Here is an 18,518-nt window from a genome sequence, read left to right on the forward strand (position 1 = left end):
CAGTCGATGACGCCCAGGATGGTGCGGATCTCCGCTGCCAGCTGGTCGCTGCGACCCGCGCGGACAGCGGTCAGCACGGCGGTGCTGTCGTCGCGTCCGGGCTGCTCGGTCATAGATCCATTCAAGCCGTGGCCACCGACAGTGGGACCCATTTCGGCGCCTCAGATCTCGGCTGGTGAGACGACAAGCGAAAGTTTTTTCGAGGGTTGGTCGCTGCTCGGGTCCGGCCCCCGGGTCGGGGCTGCTTGTCGGCTCGCTGGGTCTCGACGCCTCGTCGCTGGCGCTCCTCGGGCTCGACCAGCGAGTGTCTCGGTGGTCCAGCCGCGAGGGCCGCTAGGCCCGAGGCTGTCGAGACCCGGTGAGGCGCCTGGGGTCTCGGCACGTCGTACGTCCTGGGTCTCGACGACCGGGTGATCCGCTCGCTGCACGTCGACCGGGTGAGCCGGGGCGCCGTCCGGCCCGGCGGCACACGTCTCGCTAGGGTGGACAGGTGACTTTCGAGCCCAGCACCCCGCCCGACGCCGCCGCGACCGACGACCACGTGCTGGCCACGTGGCTGGCCGAGGAGGCGGGGCGCAAGCTGCTCGAGGTCCGCACGCAGGGCCTCGAGGGGCGCGAGCTCAAGGACGCCGGCGACGCCGCCGCGCACGAGCTGCTGATGCAGCTGCTCGCGGAGCACCGTCCCGACGACGCGGTCCTGTCCGAGGAGGGCAAGGACGACAAAGCGCGTCTCGAGGCCGACGCGGTGTGGATCATCGACCCGCTCGACGGGACCCGCGAGTTCTCCGAGCCGCCGCGCGACGACTGGGCGGTCCACGTCGCGCTGTGGGAGCGCACGCCGGACGGCGAGCACGAGGGCGAGCTCACCGCCGGGGCCGTGGCCCAGCCCGCGCTCGGCGAGACCTTCAACACCGGCCAGCCGCCCGTCGTGCCCGAGGGCACCGCGGACCGTCCCCGCATCGCGGTGTCGCGCAGCCGCCCGCCGGCCTTCGTGCAGAAGCTCGCCGAGGAGATCGACGCCGAGCTCGTGGCCATGGGCTCCGCCGGCGTCAAGGTGATGTCGGTCGTGCGCGACCTGACCGACGCCTACGTCCACGCCGGCGGCCAGTACGAGTGGGACTCGGCCGCGCCCGTGGCCGTCGCCCAGGCCGCCGGCCTGTTCACCAGCCGCATCGACGGCTCACCGCTGGTCTACAACCAGGACGACGTCTACCTGCCCGACCTGATCGTCTGCCGCCCCGAGCTGGCCGACACCATCCTCGAGTTCGTCCAGCGCAACGGCGTCACCTCCGCCGGGTGACCTCGGCGGGCAGCGTCCGCCACGGCCTGCTCGACGCCGACGAGCCCTACGCCGGCGAAGGGCGCCCGGAGGAGCCCGCGCTGCTCATCGGAGCCGTGGGACGCTCGACCGAGGCCGAGGAGGCCTCGCTGCGGCTGGTCGAGACCCGGCGCGGCAGCGGTCGAGGCGTCCACCGGGACCTCGACGAGGGCCACGACCTGCTGCTCGCCCGAGTCGCCGACCACGGGGTGCTCCCGGAGGTCTGAGGACCGCCCCTGGCCCGTTCGGGTCACCCTCGCCCGTCGACGAGTAGTCCGTTCGGACTACCCCCGTCGACACCCTCTGGCCTGTTGGGCGAAAGCGGCATTTCTCTTCGCCTCTCGTTCATCTGGAAAGGCACGACCGTTCCGCTGATCTCCTGAGACTTTCGGCGTTTGCGCCACCCTCGGAAGATCCCGGAAAGCCAGTGTTGACAACGATTCCTGCACCAGAGCCCGTGGCGGACGTCCGGCCTCGCAAGATCTCCCGCAAGGCCACCGGAGCCGACGCCGTGTTCGAGAACGGCGCCCGCGCCGTGGGGGCCAGCGTCCTGCTGATCACCGGCGGCGTGGGGGTGTTCCTCGCGTGGCAGGCCTACCCGACCCTGGAGCGCTACGGCTGGAGCTTCTTCACCGAGAGCCAGTGGCAGCCCGACCAGGACGTCATCGGCATCGCCGCCGTCCTGGTCGGCACCTTCTCGGTCGCCATGGTCGCGATGGCCTTCGCCGTGCCGCTGTCGATCCTGATGGCGCTCTACATCAGCGAGTACGCCCCGGCGCGGTTCCGCTCGTCGCTGGTGGCCCTGATCGACCTGATGGCCGCTGTCCCCTCGATCGTCTACGGCCTCTGGGGCTTCTTCCTGATCATGCCCTACGCCGCGGAGCTCGCCCTGTGGCTCCAGCGCTACCTCGGCTGGATCCCGATCTTCGACGTCGCCAACACCGACCCCAACGCCGCCGTGTGGGACACCACCCGCTACGTCGCCAGCGCCTTCTGCGCCGGCATCGCCGTGGCGATGATGGTGATGCCGATGGCCTGCGCGGTCATGCGCCAGGTCTTCTCCCAGACCCCCGCCGGCGAGAAGGAGGCCGCGCTCGCGCTCGGCGCCACCCGCTGGGGGATGGTCACCTCCGTCGTCCTGCCCTTCGGCCGCGGCGGCATCATCGGCGGCACCATGCTCGGCCTGGGCCGCGCGCTCGGCGAGACCATCGCGGTCGTCCTGATCGTCAGCCCCGCCTTCGAGATCAAGCCCCGCATCCTCGAGGTCGGCACCACCACGGTCAGCTCGCTGATCGCGGGTCGCTTCGGCGAGGCCAGCTCCTCGCAGCTCTCGGCACTGCTCGCCGCCGGTTTCGTGCTCTTCGTCATCACCCTGCTGGTCAACACGGTCGCCGCCGTCGTCGTCAACCGCAGCCGCTCGGGCGCCGGGACGGACGCCTGATGACCGCGACCCAGGAATCCCGCACCAGCGAGCGGCCCACCGAGCAGCCGACCACCCTGCCCCGGTACGACGAGGACGCGCCGCCGCCGCTGCCGCGCGCGTCCTTGGGAAAGCCGAGCCCCGACGAGCGGTTCGCGCACATCGGGTCATGGGTGGCCGGCCTCGCCCTCGCCTGGCTGGTGACGCAGAAGCTGCTGCCGCTGGCCGGGCTGCCCTGGCTGCTCATCGGCTGGTTCCTCTTCGGCACCCTCGTCACCGCCGTCACCGCGGCGATGTCCGGTGGGATGATCGAGGTCAAGGACCGCGTGGCGTCCTCGGTCGTCTCCGGCGCCGCCCTGGTGGTCGGCGCGGCCGTGGTCAGCACCGTGATCTTCGTCGGCATCCGGGGCTGGGAGCCCGTCACCCACCTCAACTTCTTCACCTCCGACATGAGCGGGGTCGGCCCCAAGGACGGGTTCGAGAAGGGCGGGATCCTCCACGCGATCATCGGCTCGGGGATCGAGCTCGGCATCGCGCTGGTCATCACGCTCCCGCTGGGGATCGGGACCGCGGTCTTCATGACCGAGGTCGGGGGCAGCTTCGCGCGCATCGTGCGTACGGTCGTCGAGGCGATGACCGCGCTGCCGTCGATCGTCGCCGGTCTCTTCATCTACAGCGTCCTGATCGTGGCGCTCGGCTTCCCGCGCTCCGGCCTGGCCGCCGCGCTCGCGATCGCCGTCATGATGCTGCCGATCATCGCCCGGGCAGCCGACGTCGTCCTGCGCGTCGTGCCGGGCGGGCTCCGCGAGGCCAGCCTGGCCCTCGGCGCGAGCCGTTGGCGGACCGTGTGGCACGTCGTGCTGCCCACGGCCCGGCCGGGCCTGGCCACCGCGGTCATCCTCGGTGTCGCCCGCGGCGTCGGCGAGACCAGCCCGGTGCTGCTCACCTCCGGTGCCGCAGCCTTCACGGTCGCCGGTCCCACCGACGGGGTCATGAACTCCCTGCCGCTCTTCATCTACGCCAACGTGCGCAGCGGGGAGCCGCAGGCCATCGCCCGCGCCTTCGGCGCCGCGTTCGTGCTCCTGGGCCTCGTGCTCGTCCTCTTCGTCATCGCCCGCCTCCTGGCCCGTCCGAATCGAGTCTCCCGGTGAACCGCCCCCGCACGATCGTCCGCTCACTCCTCACCATCACGCTCGCCTTCGCCACGCTGCTCGTCCAGCCGGGCACCGCCAGCGCGACGGTCTACGCCCAGATCGAGGGCACCGGCTCGACCTGGTCGGAGCTGATCGTCCAGCAGTGGATCGCCGACGTCGACGCCAACGGGATGAAGGTCGTCTACACCGGCGGTGGCTCGTCCAAGGGGCGCAAGGACTTCTCGCAGAACAGCACGGACTTCGCAATCTCCGAGATCCCCTACCAGGGCACCGACGAGACCGGCCAGGCCGACACCAGCAACGGCCGCGAGTTCGCCTACCTGCCGATCGTGGCCGGCGGCACCGCCTTCACCTACCAGCTCAAGATCGGCAACGAGCTGGTGCGCAACCTGCGGCTCTCGGGTGAGACGATCGCCAAGATCTTCACCAACCAGATCACCAACTGGAACGACGCCGCGATCACGGCCGACAACAACGGCCGCGCCTTCCCGTCGCTGCCGATCACCCCGGTCGTCCGCTCCGACGGCTCCGGCACGACCGCGCAGTTCACCACCTGGCTCGACTCGGAGTTCCCGAGCATCTGGCGCCCCTTCTTCGGCGGCTCCGGGCTCACGTCCTACTACCCGAAGGAGTCGGGCAGCCGCGCCATCGGCCAGGCCGGCTCCGACCAGGTCATGAACACGATCTCGGGCTTCGCCGGCAACGGGACGATCGGCTACGTCGAGTACTCCTACCCGGTCAACAAGGACTACCCGGTCGTCAAGGTGCTCAACAAGGCCGGCTACTACGTCGAGCCCACGCAGTACAACGTCGCCGTCGCCCTCACGAGGGCCAAGATCAACCAGGACAAGAGCTCCGCGCTCTACCTCACCCAGATCCTCGACGGCGTCTACCGCAACACCGATGCCCGGGCCTACCCGATCTCGTCCTACTCCTACATGGTCATCCCGACCGGGGCCGACGACCCGCGCATGACGACGGCCAAGCGCCAGACCATCGCCGACTTCCTCTACTACTCGCTGTGCGCCGGGCAGACCAAGGCCGGGCCCTACGGCTACTCGCCGCTGCCGCTCAACCTGGTGCAGGCCGGCTTCGAGCAGATCTCGCGGCTCAAGCAGGCGGACAGCGCCGTCGACCTCACCGACCGCGATGTCCGCTCGTGCAACAACCCGACCTTCGACGGCAAGAACCTCAACAAGAACCAGCTCGCGGCCATCGCCCCGGCCCCGGCCGCCTGCGACAAGCAGGGCGAGGGACCGTGTGGCACCGCGACCGGCACCAACGAGCCCTCCACCGACGAGGGCGGCGCTGCGACGCCCGACGGCGGTCAGGCCGGCGGCGGTGCCGCGTCCCCGACGGGGACCGGCGCGGGCTCCGGCACCCCGGGCGCAGGCTCCGGGGCGGCTGGGGGCAATGCACCGCCGCCGGTGATCGACCCGGCCACGGGTGCGGTCGTGGGCGGCACCTCGACCGGCGCCGCCACGAGCGACGCGATCTACGCCAACCCCACCGAGCTCGCTGCCGACCGTGCGCTGGACACCCGCACGTTCGGCTGGCTCGCCGCGCTGCTGGCCGTCGGCCTCGTGGTCGTGCCCGGCTTCTACGCCGCCTCGCTGCGCCGCCGCCGCAAGCCCGGGACGGTGCGGTGATGTCCGCCGAGACGCCCCTGCGCCGCAGCCGGCGCCCCCTGGCGGTCGCCGCACTGTCCTTGCTGCTCGCGGGACTCATCGCCTGGGTGCCGGCCGGCGCCGGAGCGGAGACACCGCCCTCCTCGGTGCTGGCCAAGGCCGGGTCGACCTTCAAGCAGACCAAGGCCCTCACCCGGGTCTTCACCAACGCCGACGGGACCACCTACTCGTTCCCGACCAACACGGTGACCGTGAAGGCCGACCAGACCCGCAACCTCCGGGGACGCCAGCGGATCCGGATCGAGTGGAGCGGCGCCCAGCCCAGCGGCGGTCGCGCCAGCAACCCCTACGGCGAGAACGGCCTCCAGCAGGAGTACCCGGTCGTCATCATGCAGTGCCGAGGTGTCGACGACCCGTCGCTGCCGCTGGCCAGGCAGGTGCGTCCCGAGACCTGCTGGACCACCTCGGTCGCGCAGCGCTCGCAGATCACCCGCTCCGACACCGAGGCGACCTGGACCCACGACCTCGACGCCGAGCTCGCCGACAAGGAGCGGGTCTCCGGCCTCCTGCCGCTGCCCAGCGCCGAGCAGTGCCCCACGGCCGACATCACGCCGTTCTTCACCCGTCTCACGCCGTTCGTGACCCGCAAGGGCGAGACCTTCGCGGCCTGCGACGCGGCCAACATGCCGCCCGAAGCGGCCGTCGGTGCGGCGTTCCCGCCGCACGAGATCGCGGCGTTCACCGACACCGACGGCAGCGGCTCGGTGCAGTTCGAGGTGCGCAGCGACATCGAGAACGAGTCGCTGGGCTGCAACGACAAGGTCGCCTGCTCGATCGTGGTCATCCCGATCAACGGGCTCAGCTGCGACCTGCCGTCGTCGCCGCCGACCTCGGCTGACACGGCGTGCCGCAAGGGCGGGCGCTTCCTGCCGGGCTCCAGCAACTTCGGCAACGAGGGCGTCGACCAGGCGGTCTCGCCGGCGCTGTGGTGGTCTGCGTCCAACTGGAAGAACCGCTTCTCCATCCCGATCACCTTCGGCCTGCCGCCCGACACGTGCGACGTGCTGGACCCCCGTGCGCCGACCGGGTTCTACGGCTCGGAGCTGCTCGCGCAGGCGGCGCTGCAGTGGTCGCCGGCGTACTGCCTGGACAAGAAGCGCTTCAAGTTCCAGCTCAACCAGACCTCCGACGATGCCGGCTTCACGCTGATGGAGACCGGTGGGGGAGTGGCCGCGATCGTCTCCGGCGAGCACGAGCGACGCGGCAGCGACCCGGTGGGCTACGCCCCGACGGCGGTCACCGGCTTCTCGGTCGGCTACGTCATCGACCGGCCCGACAACGCCGGGGAGTACGGAGCGCTCAAGCTCAACGCCCGTCTCATCGCCAAGCTGATGACCCAGTCCTACCTCGGCTCCGACCTCGGTCGCGGGCACCCGGGCATCGGCGACAACCCGCTGGCGATCATGAACGACCCCGAGTTCATCGCGCTCAACCCCGGGCTGAGCCAGATCTCGCAGGAGGTCGGTGCGTCCCTGCTGTCGCTCTCGAGCTCCTCCGACGTCATCTCGCAGGTCACCGACTACATGGCCCACGACAAGGCCGCGCTGGACTTCATCGCGGGCAAGCCCGACCGGTGGGGCATGAAGGTCAACCCGGCCTACAAGGACATCAGCGTGCCGACCGCCGAGTGGCCGCTGCTCGACTCCTACATCCCGGAGACCGAGAACACCTGTCGCCAGGAGAACCCGGCGGTCTACTTCACCCAGCTCGCGGCTCCCGTGACGAGCCTGCGCAAGATCGCGGAGTCGCTCCTCGACGCGTGGCCCAACGTGCAGAGCCGTTGCGAGTTCGACCAGTCGACCAAGACCTACAAGCTCGGGCGCATCGACCGGCAGTCCTACGGCTCGCGGTTCATGCTCGGCATCGTCAGTCTGGGCGACGCCGAGCGCTACGGCCTGCGCTCGGCCGGCCTCGAGACGGCCAAGGGTCGCTACGTCGAGCCGACCGACGCCTCCATCGGTGCGGCGATCGGACTCGCGGAGCAGGCGAAGAAGCTCGGACCCTTCGTCCTCGACCAGGGCGACGTGAGGAAGTCCGGTCGTGCCTACCCCGGCGCGATGGTCGTCTACACCGCGGCGCGGCTGCGCAACCTCGACCAGGCCGATGCCGACAAGGTCGCGCAGTTCATCCGGGTCTCCACCAGCGAGGGACAGCGCGCGGGCACCGGCAACGGTGAGCTCCCGGGCGGGTTCCTCCCGATCCGGGACAGCGGGGTGACCCAGAAGCTCCACGCCGCCGCCCTCGAGGTCGCGGCCGCGGTCGAGAAGCAGACACCGCTGCCCGAGCCGGAGCCGACCGACGAGCCGACGCCCGACGACGGCAACGGTGGCGGGGGAACGCCGGGCGGATCGACCGGTGGCGCCGTCGCGCCGCCTCCCGCCGTTCCCGCACCCGCCGGAGAGCCCTCGGCCCCAGCAGCACCCGGTGCTGCGCCCGTGGCTGCCCCGATCGAGATGCCGGCCACGGCTCCGCTCAGCTCCACGGTCGCCGGCAAGCTCTTGCCGGGCCTACTGGTCATCGGGTTGCTCGGCGTGGCCGCCGCGAGCGTGCTGCGCTTCTTCGTGCAGCCGCCGCGGGTCCCGCGCACGGGTGCGGGTGGTCCGGCGTGACCGCCGTGCTGCCCGAGCGCACGAGGGTGCGCAACCGTCGGGCCGAGCCTGCGCCCAAGCAGCCGAAGCAGCCGAAGCCCCCCAAGGCGCTCAAGGCCCCGCGGCCCGCTCGCGCCCCGCGGCCCGGTGACGACACGGCGATCGCCTTCTCCTCGGCGTTGACCATGCTCGGCATCGTCTGTCTCTGGGTCGCCGCACAGCTGCTTGTCCTCGGCGGGCTGGCGCACGACCGCGACCAGTCCCTGCTCTACGGCGAGTTCCGCACCCAGGTGGCCAGCGCGACAGCACCGATCGGACCCGTCGTCCCGGTGGGCGACCCGGTCGCGACCATGACGATCACCCGCCTGGGGATCGACGAGGTCGTCGTCGAGGGCACCGCATCCGGTGACACGCTCGCGGGGCCCGGTCACCTGCGCAACACGGTCCTGCCCGGTCAGGTCGGCACCTCGGTCGTCATGGGGCGCGCCACGACGTACGGCGGTCCCTTCGGCGCGCTCGGCGAGCTGCGGGCCGGCGACGAGATCGAGGTCGTCATGGCGCAGGGCGCCAAGACCTTCACGGTCCTCGGCGTCCGACGCCCTGGCGACCCGCTGCCCCAGCCGCTCGTCGAGGGCAGTGCACGACTCACCCTGGTGACGGCCGAGGGCGGGGGTGGACGCTTCGCGAGCCTGGCGCCCGATTCCGTCCTCTACGTCGACGCCGACGCCACCGAGGGCTTCCCGGCTCCGAGCGGCAGACCTGCCGCCGTCCCGGACTCCGAGAAGCCGCTCGCCTCCGACAGCGGGGCCGTGCCACTCCTGGCGCTGGACCTCGCCCTCCTGTTGGCGCTGACGCTCGGGGTCATCGCCGCCCGCCAACGATGGTCGTCGGTCCTGGTGTGGGTGATCGCGAGTCCTGTCGCGATCGCCCTGTCCTGGACGACGACGGATGTGGTGATGCGGCTGCTGCCCAACGTGATCTGACGGTTCCACCCTCGGCCGCATCCCGCGGCCACTCACGGAGAAGAGAGAAAGACAGATGTACGCACGCAAGCTGCTCGCCGCCTCGGTCACCGCCGCGCTCACTGCCTCGGCCGTCGCCCTGACCGCTGGCTCCGCCTCGGCTGCCGTCGACCCCGACGACACCACCTTCACCCCCGTCGTCGCCGACCTGATCGGTGTCGGCTCCGACACCAGCCAGCGGGCACTGAAGCTCCTCGCCGACAGCTGGAACGCCGGCAGCCCCGCCCCGACCTTCAAGATCGCGACCTACGCCGCCACGGGCGCCGGCACCATCCCGCTGCCCACCGCCGCCGTCAACCGCCCCAACGGTTCCGGCGCCGGCAAGTCGACGCTCTACGGCGCCGGCAACAACACCGACATCGACTTCGCCCGCTCCTCCTCGGCCAACAGCTCCGCCGAGTCGGCCGCCGGTCTCCAGGCCTTCCCCTTTGCCCTGGACACCCTGGTCATGGCGGTCTCCAACTCGGTGCCCTCCAACGCCCCCGCCGCGCTGACCAACGCCCAGATCGTGGGCATTTACAACGGCAGCATCACCAACTGGAGCGAGATCGGCGGGACCGCGGGCGTCATCGCCCCCAAGATCCCGCAGGCCGGCTCCGGCACGCGCTCCTTCTTCGTCGCCCAGCTCAAGTCCCTCAACGGTGGCGTGGACGTGGCCCTGGCCGCCTCCGTGGTCGAGGTCCAGGAGCACGACGACACCACGATCAAGAGCAACCCCAACGCGGTCGCGCCGTTCTCCGAGGGTCGCGCGGGCCTGCTGGGCAGCACCCTGCGTCTCGAGACCGGCTTCCGCGCCAACCGTGCGCTCTACAACGTCGTGCGCGGCACCGACATCGGCAACGCCTCCGTGCTCAGCGTCTTCGGCAAGGACGGCTTCGTCTGCTCCCTCGACGCCCGCCCGCTGATCGAGGCCGCCGGCTTCAAGCAGCTGGCGACGTCCGACTTCGGCGGCGTCTGCGGCGCCCCGACGCAGAGCGCGACCAGCAACTTCACGCTCAACCAGCGCGTCGTCACGACCACGAACCTCGCGGTCAGCAGCACGTCGGCCCGCTCGGCCCGCCTCGTCGCCACGGTGACCGGCAGCACCTCGCCCGCGGGCACCGTCTCGTTCTTCGAGGGTGAGACCCCCGTCGCGGCGAACGTCCCGCTGACCTCCGGCCAGGCCGTCGCCACGCTCACCGGCGTGACGCCCGGTGCCCACACCTACCGCGCGGTGTTCACGCCGCAGGAGGGTTCGTTCTTCGACGCCTCCGAGGACGAGGGCTCCGGCTCGGTCAAGACCTCCTCGAGGATCGCCGAGAGCTTCGCGGCCACCGTCAAGGCCGGCAAGCGCGCTAAGGGCACGATCACGGTCACCCTGGCCGGCGTCGCCTCCAAGGCCACCGGCACCGTCCGGGTGCTCAAGGGCAGCAAGGTCCTCTCGAGCAAGGCGCTGACGGCCGGCAAGGCCGTCATCACCCTGCCCAAGCTGACCAACGGCGTGAACAGGCTCAAGGTCGTCTGGGCCGGCAACGGCGTCGCCGCCGGTGCCACCAAGGCGTTCACGATCAAGCAGACCAAGTAGCACCTGCACCACCTCGCGGACCGGGCGGCCGTCGTACGGCGGCCGCCCGGTCCTCCCACACCTCACGAGAGCCTCACGAGAGCCACCATGAACGCGACCGACCAGACCACGCTCCTGCCCGCCGTGCCTCCGTTGCCCGAGGCGGCCCCAGCCCCCCCGCTGGCGACCATCGAGGCGCGCGAGATCACCGCGTGGTTCGGCGACCGGATGGTCCTCGACCGGGTCTCGCTGACGATGCAGCCCGGCGCGATCACCGCGCTCATCGGTCCCTCGGGCTGCGGCAAGTCGACCTTCCTGCGGATCCTCAACCGCATGCACGAGCTGGTGCCCTCGGCCCAGCTCGCCGGTGAGGTCCGCCTGGACGGCGAGGACATCTACGACCCGTCCAAGCGGCTCATCGACGCCCGCCGTGCGATCGGGATGGTCTTCCAGAAGCCCAACCCGTTCCCCGCGATGTCGATCAAGGAGAACGTGCTGGCAGGCCTCAGGCTCACCGGCACCAAGGCCTCGCGCTCGGTGAAGGACGAGCTGGTCGAGTCGTGCCTGGTCAAGGGCGGGCTGTGGAACGAGGTGAAGGACCGCCTCGACACCCCGGGCGGCAGCCTCTCGGGTGGGCAGCAGCAGCGTCTCTGCATCGCGCGCTCGCTCGCCATCAAGCCTCGGGTGCTGCTGATGGACGAGCCGTGCTCGGCGCTCGACCCGACCTCGACGCGGGTCATCGAGGAGACGATGGTCGACCTCGCCAAGGAGGTGACGATCGTGATCGTCACCCACAACATGCAGCAGGCCGCCCGCGTCTCCAGCGAGTGCGCGTTCTTCCTCGCCTCCCAGGGCACCCCCGGCGTCATCGTCGAGCACGGCGACACCGCGGCCATGTTCCAGAACCCGCAGGACCCGCGCACCTCCGACTACGTCAACGGTCGCTTCGGCTGATCCGCCGAGCCCGCGGGGGCACTAAGTCCCTGGCGCTGCGCCGAAGGACGTGAGCATGGTGGGTCCATGACCTCCCGGATCTCGCACACGACCATCGACTGCGCGGACGCCTACGCCCTCTCCGAGTGGTGGAAGCCGGTCCTCGGTTTTGTCGACCTCCACGGCGACCCCAACCTGCCCGGCGACGAGGAGTGCATGATCCGCGACCCCGTGACGCTGCAGTCGCTGCTCCTCGTCGAGGTCTCCGAGGTCAAGTCCGCCAAGAACCGGCTCCACCTCGACCTGTGTCCGCGCGAGGGCACCCGCGACCAGGAGCTCGTGCGGCTGCAGGCCCACGGCGCCACCGTCGTGGCGGACGAACGTGGCAGATACGGTCCGGACACCGCGTGGGTCGTCCTCGCCGATCCCGAGGGCAACGAGTTCTGCCTGCTGCGCTCCCCGGCCGAGGTCGACCTGGGACCGCCGCTCCCCGCCCAGCCGTGAGCGACGACACCCCCGGTGAACCCCGGGAGCCATCCACCCCCGCCGTTCCCGATCGCAGGCGCATGCGCCACCATTGACGGCTTGCGGTGCGGGTGGAGCGAGAAGAGGGTTGGCGCATGACCTCCTTCATCTCCCACACCACGATCGACTGCGCGGACGCCTACGCCCTCTCCGAGTGGTGGAAACCGGTGCTGGGCTACGTCGACCTCGACGGCGACCCCAACCTGCCGGGCCACGAGGAGTGCATGATCCGCGACCCCGAGACCGACCACCAGCTGCTCTTCATCGAGGTCCCGGATCCCAAGGCCGGCAAGAACCGGCTGCACCTCGACCTCCGCCCGCGCGAGGGCACCCGCGACGAGGAGCTCGAGCGGCTGCTGGCCCACGGGGCGAGCCTCGTCGAGGACCACCGTGGGAAATACGGCCCCGGCACCGCCTGGGTGGTCCTCGCCGACCCCGAGGGCAACGAGTTCTGCATCCTGCGCTCCCAGGCGGAGGTCGGCGCCCAGCAGTGACGGCCCAGCACTGACGGCCCAGCAGTGAGGGGGACCGCCACCCGCGGCGTACCCTGGAAGCCATCCACCCCCTGTCGCGCCTGACCGGGGGCTGCTGTGTTGTCCGACCTGTTCAGGAGCACCCGTGTCGCTCGCCGGCCTCGCCGACGCTGTCATCGCAGACCCCACCCTCGCCGCGGTCCTGGAGGACGCCGGTGACGGGCGCGTCCGCGCGCTCGACCTGACCGGCCCCGAGGCCCTGTGGCCCTTCGTCGTCGCCGGGCTGGTGCGCGCCGGGCGCAGCGTGCTCGCCGTGACCGCGACGTCGCGCGAGGCCGAGGACCTGGTGGCCGCACTGGGCGACCTGGTCGACCCCGACGGCGTCGGCTACTACCCCAGCTGGGAGACGCTGCCCCACGAGCGGCTCAGCCCCCGCAGCGACACCGTCGGCAAGCGACTGGCGATCCTGCGCCGGCTGGTCCACCCCGGCACCGACGCGTCCAACGGTCCGCTCCAGGTGGTCGTGGCGCCCGTGCGATCGATCCTCCAGCCGCAGGTCAAGGGTCTGGCCGACCTCGAGCCGGTCGAGCTCGCCCGCGGCGACGAGATGGCGCTCGACGACGTCGTACGCCGCCTCTCCGACGCCGCCTACACGCGCGTCGACCTGGTGGAGAAGCGCGGCGAGTTCGCCGTGCGGGGCGGGATCGTCGACGTCTTCCCGCCGACCGAGGAGCACCCGCTGCGCGTGGAGTTCTGGGGCGACGAGGTCGAGGAGATCCGCTCCTTCTCCGTCGCCGACCAGCGCACCCTCGACAAGGTCGAGCGGCTCTGGGCACCCCCGTGCCGCGAGCTGCTCCTCACCGACGACGTGCGGCGCCGTGCGGCCGAGCTCGGCCAGGCCCACCCGCAGCTGCTCGAGCTGACCGACAAGATCGCGGCCGGGATCGCGGTCGAGGGCATGGAGTCGCTCGCGCCCGTGCTCGTCGACGACATGGAGCTCCTCGTCGACCTGATGCCGGGCAACACCCACGTCCTGGTGCTCGACCCCGAGCGGGCCCGCAGCCGGGCCCACGACCTGGTCGCCACGAGCGAGGAGTTCCTCGGCGCGAGCTGGGCGGCTGCTGCAGGCGGGGGCACGGCACCGATCGACCTGGGCGCCGCGTCCTACCAGTCGATCGCCGATGTGCGGGAGCACAGCCTGGCCCGTGACCTGCCCTGGTGGACGATGAGCCCCTTCGGCCTCGACGACACCGCCGTCGGGTCCACGCCCGCGGGCAGCGCCCAGGACGCCGGGGTGCCCACCCGCACCCTCGCGGCCGCGCCGGTCGACGCCTACCGCGGCGACGTCGAGCGCGCGCTGGCCGACATCGACCGCTGGCGCCAGGAGGCCTTCCGCGTCGTCGTCCTGCACCAGGGTCACGGCCCCGCGCAGCGGATGGTCGAGGCGCTGGGGGAGCGCGACGTCGCTGCCCGCCTCGTCGACGACCTCGACACCCTCGCCGACGACGTCGTCACGGTCACCTGCGGCGCGGTCCAGCACGGCTTCGTCGACGACACCAACCGGCTGGTCCTGCTCACCGGCGAGGACATCAGCGGCCAGCGCTCCAGCACCCGCGACATGCGCAAGATGCCCGCGCGCCGCAAGAAGCAGATCGACCCGCTCGAGCTCAAGGCCGGCGACTTCGTCGTCCACGAGCAGCACGGTGTGGGCCGCTTCGTCGAGATGAAGCAGCGCACGGTGGGTGGCGCGATCCGTGAATACCTCGTCCTCGAGTACGGCGCCAGCAAGCGCGGCGGCCCGGCCGACCGGCTCTACGTCCCCGCCGACGCGCTCGACCAGGTCACCCGCTACGTCGGTGGCGCGCAGCCCAGCCTCGACCGGCTCGGTGGCGCCGACTGGGCCAAGCGCAAGGGCAGGGCCCGCAAGGCCGTCCGCGAGATCGCCGCCGAGCTGATCAAGCTCTACGCCGCGCGACAGGCGACCAAGGGCCACGCGTTCGGCCCGGACACCCCGTGGCAGCGCGAGCTCGAGGACGCCTTCCCGTTCACCGAGACCGTGGACCAGCTCACCACCGTCGACGAGGTCAAGTCCGACATGCGCCAGACGGTGCCGATGGACCGCCTGGTCTGCGGCGACGTCGGCTACGGCAAGACCGAGATCGCGGTGCGCGCGGCCTTCAAGGCCGTCCAGGACGGCAAGCAGGTCGCCGTGCTCGTCCCGACGACGCTGCTGGTCACCCAGCACCTCAGCACCTTCACCGAGCGGATGAGCGGCTTCCCGGTCAACCTCGCGGGCCTGAGCCGCTTCCAGAGCGACAAGGAGGCCAAGGAGGTCGTCGCCGGCCTGGCCGAGGGCACGGTCGACATCGTCGTCGGCACGCACCGGTTGCTCAACCCTGACATCAAGATGAAGGACCTCGGGCTGATCATCGTCGACGAGGAGCAGCGCTTCGGGGTCGAGCACAAGGAGCAGATGAAGCGCATGCGCACCAGCGTCGACGTGCTCTCCATGAGTGCGACGCCGATCCCGCGCACGCTGGAGATGGCGATCACCGGCATCCGGGAGATGTCCACGATCACCACCCCGCCGGAGGAGCGGCACCCGGTCCTCACCTACGTCGGTGCCTACGAGGACCGGCAGATCATCGCTGCCGTACGCCGTGAGCTGCTGCGCGAGGGGCAGGTCTTCTACATCCACAACCGGGTCAACTCGATCGAGAAGGCTGCGGCCAAGATCAAGGAGCTGGTGCCCGAGGCGCGCGTCGCCACCGCCCACGGGCAGATGGGCGAGCACCAGCTCGAGCAGGTGATGCTGGACTTCTGGGAGAAGCGCTTCGACGTGCTGGTCTGCACGACCATCGTCGAGTCGGGCCTCGACGTGTCCAACGCCAACACGATGATCATCGAGCGCTCCGACACCCTCGGCCTCAGCCAGCTCCACCAGCTGCGCGGCCGTGTCGGGCGCTCCCGTGAGCGTGCCTACGCCTACTTCCTCTACCCGCAGGAGAAGCCGCTCACCGAGACCGCCCACGAGCGGCTGGCCACCCTGGCCCAGCACTCCGACCTCGGCGGCGGCATGGCGATCGCGATGAAGGACCTCGAGATCCGCGGAGCGGGCAACCTGCTCGGCGGCGAGCAGTCCGGCCACATCGCCGACGTCGGCTTCGACCTCTACGTCCGACTCGTCGGCGAGGCGGTCAACGAGTTCAAGGGCGTGGACGCCGACGCCGAGGACATGCGCGAGGTGCGCATCGAGCTGCCGGTCGACGCCCACCTGCCGCACGACTACGTGCCCAGCGAGCGGCTGCGCCTCGAGATGTACAAGCGGCTCGCAGAGGTGCGCTCCGACGACGACGTCGACGTGCTGCGCGAGGAGATGATCGACCGCTACGGGGAGCCGCCCCAGGAGGTATCCGCGCTGTTCCTGGTCGCACGCTTCCGTGCCCGCGCCCGGGCTGCCGGCATCGGGGAGGCGACGATCCAGGGCAAGAACGTCCGCTTCGCGCCGGTCAGCCTGCCGGAGTCGCGCCAGCTGCGGCTCCAGCGGCTCTACCCCAAGTCGATCGTCAAGGCACCGACCGACACCATCCTGGTCCCGCGGCCCGGCACCCCCGGGCGGACCGGCACCCCCCTGGCCGGCATCGCCCTGCTTGAATGGGCCCGCGGTGTGATCGACAGCGTGATCGACCCGGTCGAGTCGTGACCAGCACCGTCAGCGCCACCCCGAGCACAGCCCTGAGGAGATCCGCGTGAGCACCACTCGACGTCGTCGTACCCTGGCCCGATCGGTCGCCGGGGCCTCCGTCGCGGCGCTGGCCCTGGGCCTGACCGGCTGTGGTGTCGCCGGGACCGGCTTCCGACCGGGCGTGGCCGCCGAGGTGGGCGACCGCACGGTCAGCACCGACGAGGTCGACACCCTGGTGAGCAGCTACTGCTCCGCGATCGAGGACATCCTGTCCCAGCAGTCGCAGGTCGTCCCGCTCAGCGTCTTCCGCTCCGGCATCGCCGGACAGCTCGCGCTGGTCTCCGCGGCCGAGCAGATGGCCGACGACTACGGGGTCGAGCCGGCCGACGACTACCAGCGCGCGCTCGCCGACATCGAGAAGCAGATCGGCGACTTCAGCGAGTCCCAGCAGGAGGCCGTCCTCGAGGTCGAGGGCGCCGCGACCTACGTCGCCGCCGTCCAGCTCTCCGTCGGTGAGCAGGTCCTGCGCGACGAGGGCGTCGCCGAGCCCGGCCCCACCGAGGCCGGTGAGCGTGGCCTCGCGGCCTTCACCACCTGGCTCGACGACAACGGGGTGAAGCTCAACCCCGAATACGGCATCAGCGTGGACGACGCCTCGATCAACACCGACGACCAGTCGGTGTCGTTCGCCGTCGGCGAGACCGCGCTGATGGGCCTGGCCGAGGAGCCGGACCCGGCCTACGCCGCGGCCCTGCCCGACTCGCAGCGCTGCGGCTGACGTGGGCGAGCCGCTCCTCGACTTCGGCGAGGTCATGCGGCGGCTCCGGGCCGAGTGCCCGTGGAAGGCGGAGCAGACGCACCGCTCGCTGGCGCGCTACCTGCTCGAGGAGACCCACGAGACGATCGAGGCCATCGACACCGGCGACCCCGACCACCTGCGTGAGGAGCTCGGCGACCTGCTGCTCCAGGTCTACTTCCACGCGGTGATCGCCGAGGAGTCCGGTGCGTTCACGCTCGACGACGTGGCGCGCGGGATCACCGAGAAGATGCTGCGCCGCAACCCGCACGTCTTCGGCGCGCCCGAGGGGACCGCTCCGATGGACGCGGCGGCCGTCAACGACGCCTGGCAGGAGATCAAGGCCGCCGAGAAGGCCCGGGAGCACGTCACCGACGGTCTGCCGCCGACCCTGCCCGCGCTGCTGCACGCCGACAAGGTCCTCGACCGGCTGGCCCGGGAGGGTGCGCCCGTCGTGCTGCCGCCCACGGGGGACGACGCCGACCTCGGCGACCGGTTGCTGGGGCTGGTCGCCGAGGCCCGCGCTGCCGACCGCGACCCCGAGCAGGCCCTGCGCGACGCCGTACGACGGCTGCTGGAGCGCTGACGTCCTCCGTCTGATCCGCCCGCCCGCCTGGCGCGCCCGGGGCAGTCGTCCACCCGCGGAGCGTGCTGCGCGCGATGGGCCGGCGGCGGGTCTAGGCTGATCGCGCAACCGTCCAGGCGACACAACACCAGGAGCAGCACGTGGCATCGATCGAAGCCGTCGGCGCCCGCGAGATCCTCGACTCGCGCGGCAACCCCACTGTCGAGGTCGAGGTGCTCCTCGACGACGGCTCGTTCGCCCGGGCCATGGTGCCCAGCGGCGCCTCCACGGGAGCCTTCGAGGCCGTGGAGCTGCGCGACGGCGGTGACCGCTACGTCGGCAAGGGCGTCCTCAAGGCCGTCGACGGCGTCATCCAGCAGATTGGGCCCGCGCTCGAGGGGCTCGCCGCTGACGACCAGCGCCTCGTCGACCAGACGATGCTCGACCTGGACGGCACGCCCAACAAGGCCAACCTCGGCGCCAACGCGATCCTCGGCGCCTCGCTCGCCGTCGCCCGTGCCGCGGCCGACTCGGCCGGCCTGCCGCTCTACCGCTACGTCGGTGGCCCCAACGCCCACCTGCTCCCGGTCCCGATGATGAACATCCTCAACGGTGGCTCGCACGCCGACTCCAACGTCGACGTCCAGGAGTTCATGATCGCGCCGATCGGCGCGCCGACCTTCCGCGAGGCGCTGCGTCAGGGCGCCGAGGTCTACCACGCGCTCAAGTCGGTGCTGAAGAAGAAGGGCCTCTCGACCGGCCTCGGCGACGAGGGCGGCTTCGCGCCCAACCTCGACAGCAACCGCGC

Annotated in this window: 14 protein-coding genes and 1 pseudogene; all 15 read left to right on the forward strand. The window is 71.2% G+C overall.

Features of this window, described 5'->3' with window-relative positions; translation table 11 throughout:
• The first annotated feature begins 490 nt into the window (after window positions 1-490).
• Window positions 491-1,300: a 3'(2'),5'-bisphosphate nucleotidase CysQ gene (locus tag RMN98_RS09220; RefSeq protein WP_309648520.1), complete on the forward strand. Its 810-nt coding sequence runs from the start codon at window positions 491-493 to the stop codon at window positions 1,298-1,300.
• The gene (locus RMN98_RS09225) at window positions 1,297-1,545 is read left to right on the forward strand and encodes a hypothetical protein (RefSeq protein WP_309648521.1); all 249 of its coding nucleotides are present in this window, start codon (window positions 1,297-1,299) and stop codon (window positions 1,543-1,545) included. The genes RMN98_RS09220 and RMN98_RS09225 overlap by 4 nt, the downstream gene beginning before the upstream one ends.
• A 230-nt stretch (window positions 1,546-1,775) precedes the next feature.
• Window positions 1,776-2,759 carry a phosphate ABC transporter permease subunit PstC gene (gene pstC, locus RMN98_RS09230; protein ID WP_309648522.1) on the forward strand — a complete coding sequence of 328 codons (984 nt, stop codon included), beginning with the start codon at window positions 1,776-1,778 and terminating at the stop codon, window positions 2,757-2,759.
• Entirely contained in the window at window positions 2,759-3,889 is a 1,131-nt protein-coding gene (pstA, locus tag RMN98_RS09235; protein WP_309648523.1) for a phosphate ABC transporter permease PstA, read from the forward strand. Before pstC ends, pstA begins: the two co-directional genes overlap by 1 nt.
• Window positions 3,886-5,541, forward strand: a complete 1,656-nt coding sequence (locus tag RMN98_RS09240) for a phosphate ABC transporter substrate-binding protein PstS (protein WP_309648524.1) — start codon at window positions 3,886-3,888, stop codon at window positions 5,539-5,541. The genes pstA and RMN98_RS09240 overlap by 4 nt, the downstream gene beginning before the upstream one ends.
• Window positions 5,541-8,189: a hypothetical protein gene (locus RMN98_RS09245; protein ID WP_309648525.1), complete on the forward strand. Its 2,649-nt coding sequence runs from the start codon at window positions 5,541-5,543 to the stop codon at window positions 8,187-8,189. Before RMN98_RS09240 ends, RMN98_RS09245 begins: the two co-directional genes overlap by 1 nt.
• Window positions 8,186-9,151, forward strand: a complete 966-nt coding sequence (locus RMN98_RS09250) for a sortase domain-bontaining protein (protein WP_309648526.1) — start codon at window positions 8,186-8,188, stop codon at window positions 9,149-9,151. Before RMN98_RS09245 ends, RMN98_RS09250 begins: the two co-directional genes overlap by 4 nt.
• A gap of 55 nt (window positions 9,152-9,206) precedes the next feature.
• Entirely contained in the window at window positions 9,207-10,754 is a 1,548-nt protein-coding gene (locus RMN98_RS09255; RefSeq protein ID WP_309648527.1) for an Ig-like domain repeat protein, read from the forward strand.
• A 207-nt stretch (window positions 10,755-10,961) separates the two neighbouring features.
• Window positions 10,962-11,687, forward strand: coding sequence for a phosphate ABC transporter ATP-binding protein (locus tag RMN98_RS09260; protein ID WP_309648533.1), 726 nt, complete (start codon window positions 10,962-10,964; stop codon window positions 11,685-11,687).
• 66 nt (window positions 11,688-11,753) lie between these two features.
• Window positions 11,754-12,170 (forward strand): VOC family protein, encoded by a 417-nt coding sequence (locus RMN98_RS09265; protein WP_309648528.1) that lies wholly within the window; start codon window positions 11,754-11,756, stop codon window positions 12,168-12,170.
• A gap of 116 nt (window positions 12,171-12,286) precedes the next feature.
• A complete protein-coding gene (locus tag RMN98_RS09270; protein ID WP_309648529.1) occupies window positions 12,287-12,685 on the forward strand; it encodes a VOC family protein in 399 nt (132 codons plus the stop codon).
• 124 nt (window positions 12,686-12,809) lie between these two features.
• The gene (gene mfd, locus RMN98_RS09275; protein WP_309648530.1) at window positions 12,810-16,367 is read left to right on the forward strand and encodes a transcription-repair coupling factor; all 3,558 of its coding nucleotides are present in this window, start codon (window positions 12,810-12,812) and stop codon (window positions 16,365-16,367) included.
• 46 nt (window positions 16,368-16,413) lie between these two features.
• The gene (locus RMN98_RS09280) at window positions 16,414-17,127 is read left to right on the forward strand and encodes a hypothetical protein (protein WP_309648531.1); all 714 of its coding nucleotides are present in this window, start codon (window positions 16,414-16,416) and stop codon (window positions 17,125-17,127) included.
• Window position 17,128: 1 nt separating this feature from the next.
• Window positions 17,129-17,731, forward strand: a complete 603-nt coding sequence (locus RMN98_RS09285; protein WP_309648532.1) for a MazG family protein — start codon at window positions 17,129-17,131, stop codon at window positions 17,729-17,731.
• Between the two features lie 140 nt (window positions 17,732-17,871).
• Window positions 17,872-18,518: pseudogene (eno, locus tag RMN98_RS09290) on the forward strand (phosphopyruvate hydratase); the annotation flags it as partial.

This window comes from Nocardioides sp. (genome assembly GCF_031397825.1).
In the GTDB taxonomy this organism is placed as follows: Bacteria; Actinomycetota; Actinomycetes; order Propionibacteriales; family Nocardioidaceae; genus Nocardioides.